General features: G+C 69.1%; 19 protein-coding genes. 8 read left to right on the top strand and 11 right to left on the bottom strand.

Going from position 1 to position 18,873, the window contains the following annotated elements; all coding sequences use genetic code 11:
* Positions 1-241: 241 nt before the first annotated feature.
* From rplI to rpsF, 4 genes are all read right to left on the bottom strand, one after another.
* Positions 242-688 (bottom strand): 50S ribosomal protein L9, encoded by a 447-nt coding sequence (gene rplI, locus HD593_RS58135; protein ID WP_185111353.1) that lies wholly within the window; start codon positions 686-688, stop codon positions 242-244.
* A gap of 14 nt (positions 689-702) precedes the next feature.
* Positions 703-939: a 30S ribosomal protein S18 gene (gene rpsR / locus HD593_RS58130; protein ID WP_020543048.1), complete on the bottom strand. Its 237-nt coding sequence runs from the start codon at positions 937-939 to the stop codon at positions 703-705.
* 63 nt (positions 940-1,002) lie between these two features.
* Positions 1,003-1,563: a single-stranded DNA-binding protein gene (locus HD593_RS58125; protein ID WP_185111352.1), complete on the bottom strand. Its 561-nt coding sequence runs from the start codon at positions 1,561-1,563 to the stop codon at positions 1,003-1,005.
* Positions 1,564-1,641: 78 nt separating this feature from the next.
* Positions 1,642-1,932 (bottom strand): 30S ribosomal protein S6, encoded by a 291-nt coding sequence (rpsF, locus tag HD593_RS58120; RefSeq protein ID WP_026214314.1) that lies wholly within the window; start codon positions 1,930-1,932, stop codon positions 1,642-1,644.
* 192 nt (positions 1,933-2,124) lie between these two features.
* Here rpsF and HD593_RS58115 point away from each other — a divergent pair, with 192 nt between their 5' ends.
* Positions 2,125-2,442 carry a hypothetical protein gene (locus HD593_RS58115; RefSeq protein ID WP_246547308.1) on the top strand — a complete coding sequence of 106 codons (318 nt, stop codon included), beginning with the start codon at positions 2,125-2,127 and terminating at the stop codon, positions 2,440-2,442.
* Positions 2,443-2,485: 43 nt separating this feature from the next.
* Here HD593_RS58115 and HD593_RS58110 read toward each other — a convergent pair whose 3' ends face one another.
* The gene (locus HD593_RS58110) at positions 2,486-2,662 is read right to left on the bottom strand and encodes a hypothetical protein (RefSeq protein WP_169789008.1); all 177 of its coding nucleotides are present in this window, start codon (positions 2,660-2,662) and stop codon (positions 2,486-2,488) included.
* A gap of 76 nt (positions 2,663-2,738) precedes the next feature.
* On the opposite strand from HD593_RS58110, the gene HD593_RS58105 reads away from it, so the two are divergent.
* Entirely contained in the window at positions 2,739-3,482 is a 744-nt protein-coding gene (locus HD593_RS58105; protein ID WP_185111351.1) for a deoxyribonuclease IV, read from the top strand.
* Between the two features lie 63 nt (positions 3,483-3,545).
* Here the strand turns inward: HD593_RS58105 and HD593_RS58100 are convergent, their stop codons facing one another.
* The 4 genes from HD593_RS58100 to HD593_RS58085 all read right to left on the bottom strand — a co-directional run bounded on the left by HD593_RS58100 (position 3,546) and on the right by HD593_RS58085 (position 9,070).
* Complete coding sequence (locus HD593_RS58100; RefSeq protein ID WP_185111350.1) at positions 3,546-4,610, bottom strand: mannosyltransferase family protein; 1,065 nt, start codon at positions 4,608-4,610, stop codon at positions 3,546-3,548.
* Positions 4,607-5,929, bottom strand: a complete 1,323-nt coding sequence (locus HD593_RS58095) for a glycosyltransferase family 87 protein (protein ID WP_185111349.1) — start codon at positions 5,927-5,929, stop codon at positions 4,607-4,609. The genes HD593_RS58100 and HD593_RS58095 overlap by 4 nt, the downstream gene beginning before the upstream one ends.
* Positions 5,926-8,451, bottom strand: coding sequence for a transglycosylase domain-containing protein (locus HD593_RS58090; RefSeq protein ID WP_185111348.1), 2,526 nt, complete (start codon positions 8,449-8,451; stop codon positions 5,926-5,928). Before HD593_RS58090 ends, HD593_RS58095 begins: the two co-directional genes overlap by 4 nt.
* A gap of 232 nt (positions 8,452-8,683) precedes the next feature.
* Complete coding sequence (locus tag HD593_RS58085; protein ID WP_185111347.1) at positions 8,684-9,070, bottom strand: DUF5318 family protein; 387 nt, start codon at positions 9,068-9,070, stop codon at positions 8,684-8,686.
* A gap of 133 nt (positions 9,071-9,203) precedes the next feature.
* Here HD593_RS58085 and HD593_RS58080 point away from each other — a divergent pair, with 133 nt between their 5' ends.
* Both HD593_RS58080 and HD593_RS58075 read left to right on the top strand, forming a co-directional pair.
* Positions 9,204-9,794 (top strand): PadR family transcriptional regulator, encoded by a 591-nt coding sequence (locus tag HD593_RS58080; protein WP_185111346.1) that lies wholly within the window; start codon positions 9,204-9,206, stop codon positions 9,792-9,794.
* A 13-nt stretch (positions 9,795-9,807) separates the two neighbouring features.
* Entirely contained in the window at positions 9,808-10,887 is a 1,080-nt protein-coding gene (locus HD593_RS58075) for an inositol-3-phosphate synthase (RefSeq protein WP_185111345.1), read from the top strand.
* Between the two features lie 109 nt (positions 10,888-10,996).
* Here HD593_RS58075 and idi read toward each other — a convergent pair whose 3' ends face one another.
* Positions 10,997-11,581: an isopentenyl-diphosphate Delta-isomerase gene (gene idi, locus HD593_RS58070; RefSeq protein WP_185111344.1), complete on the bottom strand. Its 585-nt coding sequence runs from the start codon at positions 11,579-11,581 to the stop codon at positions 10,997-10,999.
* Positions 11,582-11,679: 98 nt separating this feature from the next.
* On the opposite strand from idi, the gene HD593_RS58065 reads away from it, so the two are divergent.
* Positions 11,680-12,966 (top strand): MFS transporter, encoded by a 1,287-nt coding sequence (locus HD593_RS58065; RefSeq protein WP_185111343.1) that lies wholly within the window; start codon positions 11,680-11,682, stop codon positions 12,964-12,966.
* On the opposite strand, the gene HD593_RS58060 is transcribed toward HD593_RS58065, so the two are convergent.
* A complete protein-coding gene (locus HD593_RS58060) occupies positions 12,946-14,346 on the bottom strand; it encodes a CCA tRNA nucleotidyltransferase (RefSeq protein WP_185111342.1) in 1,401 nt (466 codons plus the stop codon). The genes HD593_RS58065 and HD593_RS58060 overlap by 21 nt on opposite strands.
* A gap of 149 nt (positions 14,347-14,495) precedes the next feature.
* Between HD593_RS58060 and HD593_RS58055 the strand changes: the two genes are divergently transcribed.
* From HD593_RS58055 to murJ, 3 genes are read left to right on the top strand one after another with little or no spacing between them, the layout of a single operon-like run.
* The gene (locus HD593_RS58055; RefSeq protein ID WP_185111341.1) at positions 14,496-15,020 is read left to right on the top strand and encodes an aminoacyl-tRNA deacylase; all 525 of its coding nucleotides are present in this window, start codon (positions 14,496-14,498) and stop codon (positions 15,018-15,020) included.
* Between the two features lie 50 nt (positions 15,021-15,070).
* Positions 15,071-17,194, top strand: a complete 2,124-nt coding sequence (locus HD593_RS58050; RefSeq protein WP_185111340.1) for a DUF6049 family protein — start codon at positions 15,071-15,073, stop codon at positions 17,192-17,194.
* A complete protein-coding gene (gene murJ / locus HD593_RS58045; RefSeq protein WP_246547307.1) occupies positions 17,191-18,795 on the top strand; it encodes a murein biosynthesis integral membrane protein MurJ in 1,605 nt (534 codons plus the stop codon). Before HD593_RS58050 ends, murJ begins: the two co-directional genes overlap by 4 nt.
* Positions 18,796-18,873: the final 78 nt, after the last annotated feature.

Here is an 18,873-nt window from a genome sequence, read left to right as displayed (position 1 = left end):
CCAGGGGGAATGCGCCAAAGAACGAACGGCATTCTACGCCGCACGTATAGGGAATCCCGTCCCAGGGTGCCCTCTCACCACGGCAATCGGCCCACCATGGGCTCGCGTAACGGAGATCAGCCGGTGACGGGTTCAGAGGCCGTTTCCTGGAGGGCCATCAGCCGGAGTACGGCGGGTGGTGAGCCACGGCTTTGCCGTAACTAAAAATGCCCCCCGCACGAGGCGGGGGGCATCAGGCAGGTCAGCCCGCCACGACTTCCACGTCGATGCCCGCGGCCACCTCCGGGTGGAGGCGGACGGAGACGCGGTGGGAGCCGACGCTCTTGATCGGGTTGACGATCTCGATGCGGCGGCGGTCGAGGAGCGGGCCGCCGGCGGCCTTGACGGCGTCGGCGATGTCGCCCGTGGTGATCGAGCCGAACAGGCGGCCCGACTCGCCCGCGCGCGTGGTCAGCCGGACGCGCAGCGCGCCGAGCTGGCCGGCGACCTCCTTGGCGGTGCCGAGGTCGCGGATCTCGCGGGCGTCGCGAGCCTTGCGGATGGTCTCGATCTGCTTCTCGGCGCCCCGCGTCCAGCGCATGGCGTAGCCGCGCGGGATGAGGTAGTTACGGCCGTAGCCGTCCTTGACCTCGACGACGTCGCCGGGGGTGCCGAGGCCGGAGACCTCGTTGGTGAGGATGAGCTTCATATCGACAGGCCTCCTTAGCGCGCGGTGCTCGTGTAAGGCAGCAGGGCCACCTCACGGGCGTTCTTGATCGCGGTCGCCACGTCGCGCTGGTGCTGGGTGCAGTTGCCCGTCACCCGGCGCGCACGGATCTTGCCGCGGTCGGAGATGAACTTCCGCAGCAGAGCCGTGTCCTTGTAGTCGACGTAGGAGATCTTGTCGTGGCAGAACAGGCAAACCTTCTTCTTGGGCTTGCGCAGTGCCGGCTTTGCCATCGTGGTGCTCCTTTCAGAGCCCCGCCTTCAGGGCGGGAATGGACTCGGGCTTTTCGGACTGGGTTAGAAAGGCGGTTCGTCGCTGAAGTCGTTGCCGCCGCCGCCGAAGCCGCCGCCGCCCTGCTGGCCGCCGCCGCCTCCGTAACCGCCGCCGCCACCGCCCTGGAAGCCGCCGCCCTGAGGCGGGGCGGGCGTGGCGGAGGCCCACGGGTCGTCGGCCGGGCCGCCGCCGAAGCCGCCACCGCCGCCACCCTGACGGGAGGTGCGGTTGACCTTGGCGGTGGCGTTACGCAGGGACGGGCCGACCTCGTCGACCTCGACCTCGTAGACCGTGCGCTTCTCGCCTTCCTTGGTCTCGTAAGACCGCTGCTTGAGCCGCCCCTGCACGATGACCCGCATGCCGCGCTGGAGGCTCTCGGCGGCGTTCTCCGCCGCCTGCCGCCAGACGTTGCAGGTCAGGAAGAGGCTCTCGCCATCCTTCCACTCGTTGGTCTGTCGATCCATGAACCGCGGAGTGGACGCGATGCGGAATCGAGCCACCGCTTGCCCCGTCGGGGTGAAGCGCAGCTCCGGGTCGTCGACCAGGTTGCCGACGATGGTGATTACGGTGTCGCCTGCTGCCATGGCTAGCGCTCGCCTTCCTGCACGCCTTCGCTTGGGTTACGGCTCAGAGTACGGGGCTCCTCCGACAAAAGCCGGAGGTTAGTGCACGTCGGGACGCAGGACCTTGGTGCGCAGAATGCCCTCGTTGAGGTTCATCTGCCGGTCGAGCTCCTTGACCGTCGCGGGCTCCGCGGACAGGTCGATGACGGCGTAGATGCCTTCGGACTTCTTGTCGATGTCGTAGGCGAGACGGCGGCGGCCCCAGACGTCGACCTTCTCCACGGTGCCGCCGTCGTTGCGGACCACGGTGAGGAACTGGTCGAGGGACGGCGCGACGGTGCGCTCATCGAGCGAAGGGTCCAGAATGACCATTACTTCGTAACGACGCATGCGGGACTCCTACCTCCTCTGGACTCTTGCGGTCACGACACTCTGCCGTGACAGGAGGACGCTGACGTCTTGGCCCGGGCGGCCCCATTTCGGCACCCGGGGCGATGGATCGCCCATCACAACGCAGCGTGCCCCAGGTTACCAGCCGCTGGTAGGTGGGAAGGCCTGTAGGAAACCAAGGGGGTGGTGGCTGTGCCACATGTGCTTCAGCCCTCCGAAAGGGAGCGGTTCAGGCTCACGCTCAACCCGGATGGACGTCCGCACCCGGTCGAGAACATCCTGGCCGTCGGCACGCTCGTGTGCGGTGTGGTCGCCTTCGTCTCGACGTTCTGGACGTCGGCGCACGCGATCGCGTCGTGGTTCGGCACGCTGGGCTTCGGCGTCGGTCTCTATTCGCAGTACATCTCCGCCACGACGCCGCAGCGCTCGCTGAACATCGTCGGCCTCGTGGGTTCGTTCGTGGGCGCCGCGCTGGGCATCGCCCACGGCGGGTTCCTCCCCCACACATGAGCAAACGGCCCCGGTCGTGTCCGGGGCCGTTCTTCTATGTGGGTCACCCGATGTGCAGGTCGATACCGAGCAGGACCAGGAACCAGAGGAACACCGCGAGCAACGCCTCCGCGAGATCGCGCAGCAGCCCCGGCGTGATGTAGTCGTACACCCAGGCGACGTAGATGCCGACGATGACGTAAACCAGAACGATCAGCGCCCGTAAGCGCCAGCGGCTCATATGTATTCTCCTCAGGAGTAGGGGGTCCCCCGCGACTGCCCTGAGCTCCCCTTCACAAACGGATAAGCTCGGTGACATGGTGCTAATCGGAGCTCATGTCGATCAGGACGACCCCGCCGCCCACGCCGCGGAGGTCGGGGCCGAGGTGGTGCAGTTCTTCCTCGGCGACCCGCAGGGCTACGACAAGCCCGTGCTGCCGGCCAAGCCGGTCGAGGGTGTGGACGTCTACATCCACGCCCCCTACCTGATCAACGTGGCGACGACCAACAACCGCATCAGGATCCCCAGCCGCAAGCTGCTGGAGCAGCACCTGAAGGCGGCCGCGGGCCTCGGCGCCAAGGGCCTGATCGTGCACGGCGGGCACGTCAACAAGAACGACGACCCGCAGACCGGGTTCGACAACTGGCGCAAGGTGTTCGAGCGCATGGAGTGCCCCATCCCCGTGCTGATCGAGAACACCGCGGGCGGCGGCAACGCGATGGCGCGCAAGCTGGAGCGCATCGCCCGGCTGTGGGAGGCGCTCGACGGGTTCGACGTGGGCTTCTGCCTCGACACCTGCCACGCCCACGCCGGCGGCGAGGAGCTGGTCGACCTGGTCGACCGGGTCAAGGCCATCACCGGCCGCATCGACCTGGTGCACTGCAACGACTCGCGCGACGACTTCGACTCCGGCGCCGACCGGCACGCCAACCTGGGCCAGGGGAAGATCGACCCCGAGCTGATCCTGGCGGTCTGCCGCGCGGCCGGCGCGCCGATCGTGGTGGAGACGCCGGGCGAGGGCCAGGCGGAGGACATCGCGTTCCTGAGGAAGAACCTCTAGCGAATACACACAGCCTGTGGATAACTTCCCTGGATTACCGAGACGCGAAAGTGGGTAAGCGCCTCAGCCCGCCCAGGCTCCGCTGAGGAACCGGCCCGCGTTGACCAGCATCAACGGCCCCGAGATCAGCCCGTACAGCACCATCACCCACGCCCGCCTGGTCGCGAGCCTCGCGACCAGCACCCACAGCGGGAACCACAGCAGCAGCGAGCGCGGGATCGACAGGTAGTACGCCGACGTCATCAGCGCCGCCGCCTGCGTGCCCGTGTACACGGCCTCGCTCCAGCGGCGCAGCACGAGCAGCCACACCAGCCCGGCGAGGGCCACCACGACGCCCACGATCTCCATCCGGAAGGCCACCGCGAAGTCGCCGGAGCCCATGGCCGAGCGCCAGGTCGTCGCCCACGCCTGCCACGGCCAGGCGAAGTCGCGCCCCCAGCCGGCCTCCTGCGCGTGCTTCCAGGCCAGCCAGTCGCCGGTCCTGCCGTACTGGTAGTACGAGTACGCCACCAGCGGCACCAGCGGCACCGCCAGCCACCAGGCCCGCCGCGGCGACTCCCGGCGCATCACGAACTCGACCACGAGCGCGACCGCGAGGAACAGCCCCGTGATCCGCACGCACGAGGCCCCCGCCGCCAGCAGCGCCGCCGACGGCCAGTTGCCCTGCCGGGCGGCCAGCCACGCCGGGATCGCGAACGCCAGGAAGAGCGACTCGCTGTACCCCGCGGCCAGGAACACCGCCATCGGGAAGAGCAGCAGCGCGAGCACCGCCATCCACCCGGAGGCGCCCTCCACCTCCGCCAGCCGGGCCAGCGCCAGCATCGCGACCGCCCCGGCGACCAGCGAGACCAGCAGCCCTGCCGCCGCCCAGTCGGGCACCACGACGTGCACCAGCCGCAGCACAGCCGGCAGCCCGGGGAAGAAGGCGGGCAGCCCGTCGTCCGGCGGCCTGCCCGGCTCGCCGTCGTAGCCGTACTCGGCGATCGTGATGAACAGCGTGGCGTCCCACCTGCGCCACCTGCCGAGGTAGTCGCCCAGGCTCACGCCGAGCAGCGTCGCGACGAGCAGCCCGGCCCGCGAGCCGAACCACAGCAGCAGCGCGTCCCGGCCGGTCGAGCGAGTGATCATCTGAGGGCGGACTGCAGCGTGAACCGGTCGGGCGCGTCGTCGAACACGCCGCCTGCCTGGTCGTCGAGGTCGGCCTGCCGGACCACGTCCTTGTCCGGCCGCAGGATGTCACGCACGACGAACGCCATCATGATGCCGATCGTGATGATCCGCCCCCACACGGCGGTGAAGTACGTGTCGTCACCGATACCCAGGTCGTCCCGGCTGAGCGGCGGCTGGGCGAGCAGGTAGAGCCAGATCGCCACGAAGTACCAGACCTCCGCGAGCTGCCACAACACCAGCGGCTTCCAGTTGGGCCTGGCCAGCACCGCGAACGGCACCAGCCACAACACGAACTGCGGCGACCACACCTTGTTCGTCATCATGAACGCGGCCAGCGCCAGGAAGCAGATCTGCGCCAGCCGTGGCCGGCGCGGCGCGGCCAGCGTCAGCACGGCGATGCCCACGCACAGGATCGCCAGCGACACCATGCCCAGCGTGCTCACGTCGCCCTCGCCCAGCACGGGCCAGCCCTTGTTCTGGAAGAACAGCCACGGCGAGCCCCAGTCGACCCCGCGTTCCTGGGAGAAGACGTAGAACCTGCGCCACCCCTCCCAGGCGAAGACCATGAACGGCACGTTCACCACGAGCCACGCGCCCGCGGCCGAACCCACCGTGACCAGGAACGGCCGCCATCGCCCGGTCCGCCACGTCAGCAGGAACAGCGCGCCCAGGAACATCAGCGGGTAGAACTTGGTCGCGATCGCCAGCCCCAGCAGCACTCCGGCCGCCACCTGGCGCTGCCGCTTCCAGGCCAGCAGCATGCCCATGGACAGCGCGCCGGCCACCAGGTCCCAGTTGATGTAGGCGGCCAGCACCACGGCCGGCGAGATGGCGTACCAGAGCGGGTCCCAGCGCCGCGTCGGGCCCGCCACCGCGGCCATCAGCAGCACGCCGGCCACGAGGCAGAGGCCGAGCAGAAGGACCGTCAGGTCGTAGAAGCGCACCGCCTGCATGACGGGGTCGGGCTCCAGCGCGCGGGCGATCCAGCTGATCACCTGCATGACCTCGCCCAGCACCACCGGGTACTCGACCTGCTTGTCGAACGGCACCTCGGCGAAGTAGGGGTTCTGGGTGGCCAGCGCCCGGTCGAAGTACAGGGGGTAGATGTCGGTGTAGCAGAAGTTCGTGTAGGTGGAGACCTGGTCGTTCCACCCGCCGGTACGGCACGGCAGCCGCACCACGTACGCGAGGGTCGCCCCCAGGGCCGCGATCAGCCCCAGGGGCAGGTACGGCACGGCACGCGCCACCCAGGGGGCGCGTGCCTCGGTGCTCGTCACCGGTCCTCTGGCCTGGTGGTCTTCGGTTGTGTCCCGCTGGCTCTGGGTTCCGGCACGGTCCCCTGGCCCGCCAGGCCCACGTCGTTGGGGTTGGTGTCGGAGACGTCGTCCTCGGAAGCCTCGTCGTCCACGCTCACGTCATCGTCGGGAACGGTGGTGTCGTTGCTGTCGCAGCCGATGAGGCAGTCGTCCGTGCCGTCGTCGAACGGGTTGTCGGAGCCGAACGGGTTGTCGTCCTCCGGCGTGGGCGTCGGCGTGGGCGTCGGGCTCGGCACGATGTTCTCCGGCACGCCGACCTCGGCCCGGTCCGGGAACTGCTCGACCGGCAGGTTCTCGTGGGCGAGCTGCATGAACTTCTGCCAGGCGATCGTGGGCGGACCGGCACCCTCGAAGCCGAGCGAGACCTCGTTCACGGTGGTGTAGGGGTTGTCGTTGTTGTACTTCTTGCTGCCCTTGCGGAAGATCGGGCAGTTGGAGTGCTGCGGCGGGACGACCTTGCCCGACTTGGTCACGCACTGCTCGCGGTAGAAGCCGACCGCGGTGGAGAACTGCGGCGTGTAGCCGACGAACCAGGCTTCCTTCTCGTCGTTGTTCGTGCCGGTCTTGCCGGCGGCCGGCCGGTTGCCCAGGCCCTTGCCCGCCGCGGTGCCGCCCGGCTGGAGCACCGCCTGCATGGCGATCGTGGCGTCGGCGGCGACACCCGGGTCGATGACCGGCTTCGCGACGGCCTGCTCCGGGTAGGCGACCTTGCCGTTCTGCTTGACCTCCTGGACGACGTGGTACTTGGTGTACTTGCCGCCGTTGGCGAAGATCGAGTAACCCGCGGCCTGCTCGACGGGCGTCACCAGCGCGCTGCCGATCGCGAACTGGTAGTGGTGCTCGTTCACGTCGTCTTCCATGCGCTTCTGGTCGAAGCCGGCCGCCTCGACGAGGTTCTTGACGTCGTCGAGCTGGCCCGGCAGCTTGAACGCCATGGACACGTACGCGGTGTTGACCGACGCCGCGGTGGCCTTGACCACGTCGACGGACACGCCGACGTTGTGGCTGTTCCTGATGCCGCCCTTCTGCTGGCCGGGAAGCTCCTTCGGCACCGTCTGGTTGCCCGGCACGTAGCTCTTGAGCGAGTAGCCGGCCTGCAGCCAGGCCGCCAGCACGTACGGCTTGAACGCCGACGCGGCCTGCTTGGTGGACTGGAAGGGCTCGTTCCACGGGTCGGTGAGGTAGTCGTCGCCGCCGTAGAAGGCCAGCACCCGCCCGTTCTTCGGATCGACCGCGGCCAGGCCGCCGTGGTACTCCGTGCCCAGGTTGTGCGCCTGCATGGTGCTCTTCACGGCCGTCTGGGCGGCCTTCATGAGCCTCCTGTCGAAGGTCGAGACGATGTGGTAGCCACCACTCTTGATCTCGTCCTCGGTCAGTCCGCGGTCCTCCAGCTCGGCCAGCACCTGCTTGACCATGTAGCCGTTGAGCCCGCCCAGGTCGTCGTTGCCCGCGGAGGCGCGCGTCTTGGGGAACTTGGCGGTCTGCGGGAGGTTGCCGTACTTGTCGGGCCACAGCTCGGCCATGTTCGTGATGACCTGCTTGAAGCGCGCCTGGAGCGCGGTGGAGTTGTGGTCCCAGTTCGGCTGCTGGATGCGGGCGGCGAGGTAGGCGGCCTGCTCGGGGGTCAGCTTCGCCGCGGTGACCCTGGGGCCGGGGAAGTACGCCTTCGCGGCGGCCTCGACGCCGTACGCGCGGCCGAAGTTGATGGTGTTGAGGTAGGTCTCGAGGATCTTCTCCTTCGACATGGTCTCGTCGAGCTTGACCGCGACGAAGATCTCCTTGACCTTCCGCTGGATGGAGACTTCCTGGCTGAGGCCGTCGTAGTAACCCCGGGCCATCTGCTGGGTGATCGTCGAGGCGCCCTGGAGCTGCTGCCCGGTCGCGGTCATCCACACGGAGCGGGCCATGCCGGACAGGGAGATGCCGGAGTCCTCCCAGAACGTCTTGTTCTCGATGGCGACGGCGGCGTTCCTGACGTCCTCGTCCATCTTGGCGAACGGGACGATCTCGCGCTTGAAGCCGAGCGTGGCGATCGGGGTCTTGCCGTCGCGGAAGTAGATGGTGCTCTGCTGAGCCGTCGCCTCGCTCTGCGCGGAGGTGGGGACCGGGGTGTTGGCGTACGCGACCATGATCATGCCGAACAGGCCCGCGGCGAGCACCACGGTGCCGGCCACGACGATCTTCCAGCTCGGCACGAACCTGCGCCAGCCGCCCCGGCCGCCGCCCTTCTTCGTCGGCGGGCCCGGAGGCTCGGGCGGCTCGCCCGAGCCTCGCCTGCGCGAGCGGCGCGGCGCGTCACTGATGATCGTCTCCTGGTTACCCAGCGTGCGCGTATCCTGGCGGCTGCGGGAGCGCGGCGGCTGCTGCTGCCCGGGCTGCCCCGGGTGACCGCCACGCGGCGGCGGCTGCTCGGCATGCGCCGCACGCGGCTGCTGCTGCTCGGCACGCCTGGGAGGTGACTCGTCGTACGACTGCGCCGCCATGGCACCGGTCTGCTCGTAGGCCGCTTCTGGACGACGGGGCGGCTGGGCCGCACCCCACCCCGGCTCGCCGGTTTGGGGAGGAGAACTTTGGGGCACAGAACGGGATGAGCTGGATCGACGGCGCCTCCCCGGGCGGGCCGTCCCCTCATTCATGCTGTTACTCACACGTCCTCACAACGTCGTCGGAAACATAAACGGCGGTTGGGCGTGGGCTCGTCGCCGCCCTCGGTCTTCACGCTTGCCCGGCGAGGTCAGGCGGTCCGTTCCCGAGGACGTACGAAACCGTCAGGTGATTCCAGGAACAACCTTGGCAGACCTCGACAACGTACACCCGGAACTCATCGTAATCATGAGCCATGGCGGCGAGTTCTGATGTGACCTTTGCCTGACCGGCATGCCTCCCGAGGGAATCCCCGTAGACATAGGTCACGTTGGTGACGTTCTCCTTTTCGCACACCGGGCAGGGGCGTTCGGTCGGCTCGCCGAAGTGGCGCGCCGCGCGGAGGAGGTAGGGCTGTGCGTCACAGACTTCGCGGCGCGAGGCGTGCCCCGTGCGCAGGGAGTGAACGACCGCTCGCTTGGCGAGGCCGTAATCCACCACCCTTCTCTGTGACCACATGAGCGCCAGACTACGGCGTTTTACGGGTTCATCCCAACGCCTTGGCAGATTCATAGATTGCAGCCATATAGCGGAGCGACGTATCTTGGGGATGTATCGGCTCGATACATCGACGCGAGAGGGGGCGGTTCCAGTGGCCAGTGGGCAGGGCAGGGTCTTGGAACTGGCCGTGCTCGGGTCGCTGCACGAGACGCCGCTACACGGCTACGAGCTGCGCAAACGGCTCAACGCCTTGCTGGGGATGTTCCGTGCGTTCTCCTACGGGTCGCTGTACCCCTGTCTGCGATCACTGCTGGCTCAGGGCCTCATCGCCGAGGAGCAGCCCGCTCCGAACGCGATCGTCGGCGGCAGGTCGAAGATCGTCTACAAGCTGACCGCCGAAGGCAAGGAACGCCTCCAGGACATGCTCACGCAGGCGGGTCCATCCGCATGGGAGGACGAGAGCTTCGGCGTGCACTTCGCCTTCTTCCGCCACACCGAGGCCGAAGTGCGGCTGCGCATTCTGGAAGGCCGCCGTAGCCGGCTCGAGGAGCGCCTCGACGCGGTTCGCACTGCGCTGGCGCGCACCAGGGAGCGCCTCGACAGTTACACGCTCGAGCTGCAACGTCACGGGCTCGAGTCCGTCGAACGCGAGGTGCGCTGGCTGAACGAGCTGATCGCAACGGAGCGTCGGGCCTCGTCAGAGGAGAGGCCCGAAAGAGATACCACGTCAACTGATGAGTAAGGGAGCGAGTGCGATGGGTTCGGTTCGCGTGGCCATTGTCGGTGTCGGCAACTGCGCGTCGTCGCTGGTCCAGGGCGTTCACTACTACAAGGACGCAGACCCGGACACACGGGTCCCGGGCCTGATGCACGTGAAGTTCGGCGACTACCACGTCGGCGACGTCGAGTTCGTCGCCGCGTTCGACGTGGACGCCAAGAAGGTCGGCCGCGACCTGTCCGAGGCGATCGTCGCCAGCGAGAACAACACGATCAAGATCTGCGACGTCCCGCCCACGGGGGTGACGGTCCAGCGCGGCCACACCTTCGACGGCCTTGGCGAGTTCTACCAGGAGATCATCGAGGAGTCCGACGAGGCGCCGGTCGATGTGGTCCAGGTGCTGCGTGACAACCAGGTCGACGTCCTCGTGTCGTACCTGCCGGTGGGGTCGGAGGAGGCCGACCGCTTCTACGCGCAGTGCGCGATCGACGCCAAGGTGGCGTTCGTGAACGCGCTGCCGGTCTTCATCGCCTCCGACCCCGAGTGGGCGGAGAAGTTCACCGAGGCCGGCGTGCCGATCGTCGGCGACGACATCAAGTCGCAGGTCGGCGCCACGATCACGCACCGGGTGATGGCCAAGCTGTTCGAGGACCGCGGGGTCGAGCTGCTGCGCACGTACCAGCTCAACTTCGGCGGCAACATGGACTTCATGAACATGCTGGAGCGCAAGCGGCTCCAGTCGAAGAAGATCTCCAAGACGCAGTCGGTCACCTCCCAGATCCCGCACGAGATGGGCAAGGCCGACGTGCACATCGGCCCGTCGGACCACGTGCCGTGGCTGGACGACCGCAAGTGGGCGTACGTGCGGCTGGAAGGGCGCTCGTTCGGCGACACGCCGCTGAACCTCGAGTACAAGCTCGAGGTGTGGGACTCGCCGAACTCGGCCGGGATCATCATCGACGCCGTACGGGCGGCCAAGATCGCGCTCGACCGGGGCATCGCCGGGCCGATCCTGTCGGCTTCCTCGTACTTCATGAAGTCGCCGCCGAAGCAGTTCTCGGACGACGAGGCCAGGGACTACGTGGAGAAGTTCATCAGGGGCGAGGTCGAGCGCTGACCCGCTGAGCTCGTGGCGCCGCGTCCGGTGAGGACGCGGCGCCTTCCCGCGTGACGGCCGCGCACGCCGTGACACGGCTGTCACGGCCGCGCACGCCGTGACGCGGCTGTCAGGGACGCGCGGCCGGCGGCAGGTCGTCCGGCGAGGCCGGCTGCCAGGTGAGCGGGTCGGAGCCGAGCTCGGCCAGCAGCGGCACCTGCTCCCTGCACCAGGGCGAGATCGCCAGCAGCCCGTTCTGGGCCCCCTCGGCGAACTCCTTCCACGGCATCCAGCGGGTCTCCGCCACCTCGTCGGGGTTCGGCGCGAGGGCCTGGTCGACCGTGACCCGGTAGACGGGGCAGAGCTCGTGCTCGACGATGCCGTTGGCCATCTCGGCGCGGTAGGAGAAGGCGGGCAGCATGAGGTCGGCCCGCTCGGCCGTGAGCCCCAGCTCGTAGGAGAGCCGGCGCAGCACCGCGTGGTCCACGGGCTCGCCGGGAAGCGGGTGGCCGCAGCAGCTGTTCGTCCAGACGCTCGGCCAGGTGATCTTGTGGTCGGCCCTCTTGGTGAGCAGCACGCGGCCTTCACGATCGAAGACGTAGCTGGAGAACGCCAGGTGGAGGGGGGTCTCGCGACCATGCACCGACGTCTTGGGCGCGGTGCCGAGCGCATGGCCGGCCGGGTCTACCAGCACAACGTGTTCCTCAGTCGTCACGCTATGAAGCGTACGAGATCATGCGCACCGCTCGGAACCCCATGCGCACCAGCGGCACCAGCATCCTAAAGGAGGGAACACGGGGCTAGGCTGGCGGCGTGTCTTTCGTCGCCGATCTCCGCGTGGTCCTGCGGGGCCGGGACTTCAGAAGGTTGTTCAGCACCCGGCTGGTCTCCCAGTTCTCCGACGGGATCTTCCAGTTCGGGGTGACCGGGTTCGCCTTCTTCAGCCCCGAGAGCCAGACCACCGCGTTCGAAGTGGCCGCCGGGCTGGCCGTGCTGCTGTTGCCGTACAGCGTGCTCGGGCCCTTCGTCGGCGTCTTCATCGACCGATGGTCGCGGCGGCAGATCCTCGTGGTGGCGCCGTTCATCCGCGGCATGTTGCTGCTGGTCGCCGCCGGGCTGGTCGCAGCCGACGTGCCGGACCCGTGGTTCTACGGGGCGGCGCTGGCCGTGCTGGGGGTCAACCGGTTCTTCCTGGCCGCGCTCGGCGCCTCGCTGCCGCACGTCGTGCCGCCGGAGCGGCTGATCTCCGCCAACGCGGTCGTGCCCACCTCGGGGACGGTGGCCACGTTCGTCGGGGCGGGCCTCGGGTTCCTTCTGCGGGAGATCTTCGGCGGCACGGATTTCGGCGTGGCGCTGCTGCTGGTCACGTCCGGCGTGGTGTTCACGATGAGCGCGCTGGTGGCGCGGACGATGGACCGGCAGCTGCTCGGCCCGTGGGCCGACCCGAACCGGCCGCAGGCGCGCCAGGCCCTGCGCAACGTCGTCACCGGCCTGGCCGACGGCGCCAAGCACCTGGTGGGGCACCGGGTGGCCGCCGCGACGATGGGCGCGATGGCCACGCACCGCTTCCTGTTCGGCATGTGCACGGCGCTCGGCATCATTCTCTACCGCTACTACTTCACCGGCGGTGACGCCGACGCGGCGCTGCGCGGCGTCAGCCTGGTGGTGGTCGCCGCCGGCGTCGGCACCGCCCTGGCCGTGGTCATCACCCCGTACGCGACCGAGCGGTTCGGGATCGAGCGCTGGGTGCAGATCGCGCTGGTCGCGGCCGGGGTGCTGACGGCGGCGCTGGTGCTGCCGTTCCAGGAGTGGGGGCTGCCGGTGGCCGGGTTCGTGCTGGGGCTGGCCGGGCAGAGCGTCAAGATCTGCGCCGACACCACCGTCCAGCGCGACGTGGAGGACATCTACCGGGGCCGCGCGTTCTCGATCTACGACATGCTCTTCAACGGCATGTACGTGCTCGCCGCGGCCCTCTCGGCGGCCATCCTGCCGGCGAACGGCAAGTCGTACCTGGCCGTGGTGATCATCTCGGTCGGCTACCCCGTCGCGGCGCTCGCCTACCGGATGATCACCACGAGGTCACGCGCCAAGGTCGTTTGACCTGGCCCACTCCAGCAGCGCGGCCGTGGCGGCCTCCTTGCCGATCACGCCCTTGTCGAGCCTGAGCTCCAGCAGGAACTTGTAGGCCCGCCCCACCACCGGCCCCGGCCCGACCCCCAGCACCTGCTGGATCTCGTTGCCGTCGAGCTCGGGCCGGATCTTGGCCAGCTCCTCCTCCTCGGCGAGCCTGGCGATGCGCTCCTCGAGGTGGTCGTAGGTGCGCGACAGGGCCGCCGCCTTGCGCTTGTTGCGGGTGGTGCAGTCGGCCCTGGTCAGCTTGTGCAGCCGGTCCAGCAGGTGACCGGCGTCGCGCACGTAACGGCGCACCGCGCTGTCGGTCCACTCCCCCGTGCCGTAGCCGTGGAAGCGCAGGTGCAGCTCGACCAGCCGGGCCACGTCGGACACCACGTCCTTGGGGAACTTCAGCTCCGTCATGCGCTTCTTGGTCATCTGCGCGCCGACCACCTCGTGGTGGTGGAAGGAGACCCGCCCGCCCGCCTCGTGGCGGCGCGTCTTCGGCTTGCCGATGTCGTGCAGGATCGCCGACCAGCGCAGGATCCGGTCGGGCTTGCCGTCCTCCTCCTGCGCGATGGCCTGGTCGAGCACGGTGAGCGAGTGCTCGTACACGTCCTTGTGGCGGTGGTGCTCGTCGATCTCCAGGCGCAGCTTGGGCAGCTCGGGCAGCACGTGCGCGGCCAGGCCGGTCTCGACCAGCAGGCGCAGGCCCTCGCGCGGGTTCGCGCCGCAGAGCAGCTTGTCGAGCTCGTCGCGGATGCGCTCGGCCGAGACGATCTCGATGCGCTCGGCCATCGCGGTCATCGCCGCCACCGCCTTCGCGTCCACCTCGAACCCGAGCTGCGAGGCGAACCTGGCGGCCCGCAACATGCGCAGCGGGTCGTCGCCGAAGGACTGCTCGGGCGTGCCCGGCGTCCGCAGCAGGCGGGCCCTCAGGTCGGCCAGGCCGCCGTACGGGTCCACGAACTCGTGGCCCGGCAGGCGCACCGCCATCGCGTTAACCGCGAAGTCGCGCCGCTCCAGGTCGGCGTCGAGCGTCTCACCGTACATGACCTCGGGCTTGCGCGACTTGGGATCGTACGACTCGCTCCGGTACGTGGTGATCTCGATCAGCCAGCTCCCCTTGCGCAGGCCGACCGTGCCGAAGTCGATGCCGATCGTCCATACGGAGTCGGCCCAGTCCCTGACGATCTCCAGCACCCGCTCGGGGCGCGCGTCGGTGGTCAGGTCGAGGTCGTTGCCGATCCTGCCGAGCAGGAGGTCGCGCACGGGACCGCCGACGAGGGCCAGCTCGTGGCCCTGCTCGGCGAACAGGCGGCCGAGCTCGTCGGCCACCGGAGCGATCTTGCGGAACAGGTCGTTCATGGCCCGCTGCTGGCTTTCGGTCAAGGTTGAGTCGGACAAACTGAGTCGGCCTTCTGCTTCCGGAACATATCCCCCGAGCCACACCAGGTCCGGGTTACCGTCGGTCAAGGGACCGTCGGGGGGCCATGGACTGAGGCAAGGAGGACTATATGAAGGACGCCCTCGCGATCCACCGCTGGCTCCTCGCAGACCAGGTCCATCATGAGATCGTACGCCTTCCGCGTCCCATGACATGCGCGGAAGAGCTGCCCGAGACGATCTCCGCCGCCCCCGAGCGGTGCCTGATGGTCACGGTGCTCGAAGTCACGACCTGGGTCGGCCGCGAGGTCGTCATCGGGGTAACCTCCCCCGTCTCCTCGCCGCCCAGCCCCGGAGCCGTCGGCGGGCTGCTCGGCGCGCGGCAGGTACGCCCCGCGCCCGCGCACGTCGTCAACGCCACCACCGACTACGCCTGCGGGCTGGTGTGCCCGCTGCTGCTGCCCGAGTCGATGCCGATGTTCATCGACGACCGGCTGCTGGCGGACAACGAGCCACTCTTCACCCCCACGGGCGAACGTCACACGGCCCTGTCGATGCGTTCGCTCGACCTGCTGGCCGTTCTGCCAGGCAAGATGGTCGACCTGCGCGGCTCGCGCCGGAGAGGAGCGCGCGCGGCGGTCGCGCGACGGCACTGAGCCCGTACCATTGCGGGCGTGCGTCGTCGTAGTCCAGCCCGGGCATCCGCGTGATCCGTAAGGCCGCGCTGCTCGCCACGCTGTCCGCCGCGTTGCTCGCCCCCATGGTGGCGGTGACGCCGGGCTCTGCTGCCGCGAAACCCGCGGTCACGGCGCAGCGGCAGGGCTACACGGTCTCGATCTCGTCGATCACACCTGAGGCCCCCAGAAACCTGACCGACGAGATCAAGCTCACCGGCACGGTGCGCAACGACACCGGGGCGGCGTCGTCCGGACTCCAGGTGCGCCTGCGCTACAGCAACCAGAAGTTCGCCGACCGCGCGGCCATGGCCGCCTACCAGAGCGACCAGAACACCGCGACCCTCCCGGTGAACGTCTCCACGCGCAACTCGTACATGGACATCCCGCCGCTCGCCGCGGGCGGCACGGCCGAGTGGACGATCACCGCGACCCCCGTGCAGCTCGGGCTGCGCGAGTTCGGCGTCTACCCGATCGCGGTCGACATCGCCCAGTACTCCGTCCCCCTCGCGGCGCAGCGCACCTACCTGACGTACGCGCCGGCCACCCCGCAGAAGCTGCCGCGCAACAAGCTCGCCATCGCCCTGCCCGTCATCGACCAGCCGCACCGCTCCACCGACGACGGCGCGTTCGTGGACGACAAGCTGAGCCAGTCGCTGACCGGCCGGGGCCGCCTGGCCGACCTCGCCAGGATCGCGCAGTCCGCCCCGACAACCGTCACCTGGGTGTTCGACCCGGCGCTGCTCGACGACGTCAGCAGGATGGCCAAGGGATACAGCGTCAAGACCAAGGACGGCGAGGAGAAGAAGCCGGCCAGCGCCGAGGCCGACCAGTGGCTGAAGACCATGCGCAGCGCGCTGGCCGCCTCCCCCGTGGTCGCGACCCCGTACGCGGATCCCGACGTGGCGGCGCTGGCGCACCAGGGGCTCGACACGCAGACCGGGCGGGCCATCGAGCTGGGCGGGCAGACGGCCAGGGCGCTGCTGAACCAGAACGCGAAGACCAACATCAACTGGCCGGCCAACGGCCTGCTCGACCCCGACGCGCTCGACCTGCTCTCGGTCAGCGACGTCGACACCGTCCTGCTCAACTCCACGAACCTGCCGCCGCAGCAGACCGTCACGACCACGCCCGACGCCGCCTCGACGCTCGACTCGGTCAACGGCCCCGTCACCGCGCTGGTCGCCGACGCCGAGCTGAGCCGCCTGTTCGAGCCGGCCACCAGCACGTCCGTACTGCTCAGCACGCAGCGGTTCATCGCCGAGACCGCGATGATCGCCAGCGAGCAGGCCCAGCCGGGCCAGACCGCGCCGAGGTCGCTGGTCATCGCCCCCTCGCGGCGCTGGAACCCCAACCCGACGCTCGTCACCGCCCTGATCAAGACCGCGGGCCGGCTGCCGTGGCTGCAGCCCGCCACGCTGGAGTCCATCAAGCCGGGCAGGGCCTCCGTCCCGCGCGCCGGCCTGACCTACACCGATCAGGACCGCAAGGAGGAGCTGACCCGCAAGTACCTCGACCCGGTCCGCGACACCTGGTCGAAGGCGCAGCTCACCTCGCTGATCACGGCGCAGAAGACGCAGTCCCGCTTCGACGCGGCGGTGCTGCGGCTGACCTCCTCCGCCTGGCGCAACAGCACGCGGATGGGCCGCTCGGTGACGAACGTGGTCGAGAAGGCCGTGGACGACCAGCTCGCCAAGATTAAGATCACCGGGGCCGGCCCCGGCTCGTCGCGCGGGATCGCGGGCAGCAACGGCGTGGTCCCGATCAGCGTGAAGAACGAGCTCAGCGTCCCCATCGAGCTCTTCATCGAGGTCAAGTCCGTCAACCCCGACCTGCTGACGGTGAACTTCCCGCAGCCCGAGTCGCTGCTGATCGGCGGCGGGCAGAGCGGCACGGTGCAGGTGCCGATGACCGCCGCCCCCGACACCAGCGGCGACGCGACGGTGACCGTGCAGCTCAAGACCGCCGACGGGCAGCCGTACGGCAAGCCGCAGCGGCTGACGATCCGCACGACCGGCTACACGGGGATCGCCCTGGTGATCGTGGGCGCGGCGCTGACCGTGATGCTCGCCGCCGTGGTGACGCGCCTGCTGCGCCGCAGGTCCCAGCGCAAGCTCGCGCGTGCCGCCAAGAACCGGGAGAGTGAGACCGTATGAGCCGCATGCTGCGGGCCAGCGCCATCATGGCGGCGGGCACCATGGTGTCCAGGGTCACGGGGTTCGTGCGGACGATGGTGCTCGCCTACGCGATCGGCACCGCGGCGCTGGGCGACGCCTACAACGCGGCGTACGCGATCCCGTACAGCATCCTCGACCTGCTGCTCCTGGGCGTGCTGAGCAGCGTCGTGGTGCCGATGATCGTGCGCGCGCAGCAGCACGACGAGGACGGCGGCCGGGCCTACGAGCAGCGGCTGCTGACGATCGCCACGGTGGCGCTGGTCGGGGTCGCGGTGCTCTCCGTGCTGGCGGCGCCGCTGCTGATCGACCTCTACACCGACTGGGACGCGGGCAGCAGGAAGTTCGAGGTCGCGGTCATGCTGGCCCGCTTCATCCTGCCGCAGCTCGCCTTCTTCGGCGTGGGCGCGGTGGCCGGCGCCATCCTCAACACCCGCGACCGCTACGGCGCCCCCATGTGGGCGCCCGTGCTCAACAACGTGGTCGTCATCCTCGTGTTCGTGCTCTACGCCGTGGTCGGCACGGGCCGCGACATCGAGAGCGTGACCACCTTCGACCTGGCGCTGCTCGGTGTGGGCACCACGGCCGGCATCGTCGCCCAGGCGGCGGTGCTGATCGTGGCGCTGCGGCGGGCCGGGTTCGCCTTCGTGCCCCGCTTCGACCTGCGCAACGCGCGGCTGGGCGAGATGGGCAAGGCGGGCGTCTGGACGATCGGCTACGTCGTCGTCACCCAGCTCGGCTTCATGCTGACGGTGAACCTGGCCAGCTCCGCCGGCAACGTGGTGGCCGGGCACGGCATCAGCCCGTACACGCTGGCGTTCCAGCTCTTCCAGCTCCCGTACGGCGTCATCGGCGTCTCCGTGATCACCGCGATGCTGCCGCGCATGAGCCGGGCCGTCTCGGAGGGGCGGTTCGAGGACGTACGCGCCGAGTTCGGATCGAGCGTGCGGCTGGTCTGCTCGCTGATGGTGCCGGTGTCGCTGCTGCTCATGGTGCTCGGGCCGGCGATCACCGTGCCCATCTACGGCCACGGCGCCAACACCATCCCCGACGCCGTCTACATCGGCAACGTGCTGCAGGTGTACGGGCTCGCGCTGGTACCGTTCGCGATCTTCCAGCTCCTGCTGCGGGTCTTCTACAGCTTCGGCGACACCCGGACGCCGGTTTACATCGGGGCGGGCACGACGGCGGTCAACGCGCTGTTCATGGTGCTGCTGTACCTGGTGCTGCCGCCCGCGTACGCGGTGATGGGGCTGGCGCTGGCGTACGCGATCGCGTACGGGCTGGGTGCGGTCCTGGCCTGGTGGCTGGCCAGCCGCCGGGTGGGCGGTCTGGGCGGCTGGGCCGTCGGCATGTCGCTGACCAGGATGTACCTCGCCGGCCTGCCCACGGCCGTGCTGGCCCTGGCGGCGGTGTGGGTGGTCACCGGAGTGTTCGGCGGGCTCGATTTTCTCAATTCGGTCATAGTGCTCGCCATCGGCGGCGGACTCGGTATGGTGCTCTATCTCGGCGTGGCCCACAGAATGCGCATCCCGGAGGTCAACTCGATCGTTGGGATGGTCGCGAGACGGGTAGGTCGGTAAAGAACGCGGGCGGAATCTACTCGGCACTACCATGGAGCCCGACACGCGCGAATGGAAGCAGGAGGGGCGTGGGCGGAT

It is taken from the genome of Nonomuraea rubra (assembly GCF_014207985.1).
GTDB lineage: Bacteria > Actinomycetota > Actinomycetes > Streptosporangiales > Streptosporangiaceae > Nonomuraea > Nonomuraea rubra.
Note: the sequence above shows the minus strand (reverse complement) of the source record. Positions and strands in the feature narration are given on the sequence as shown.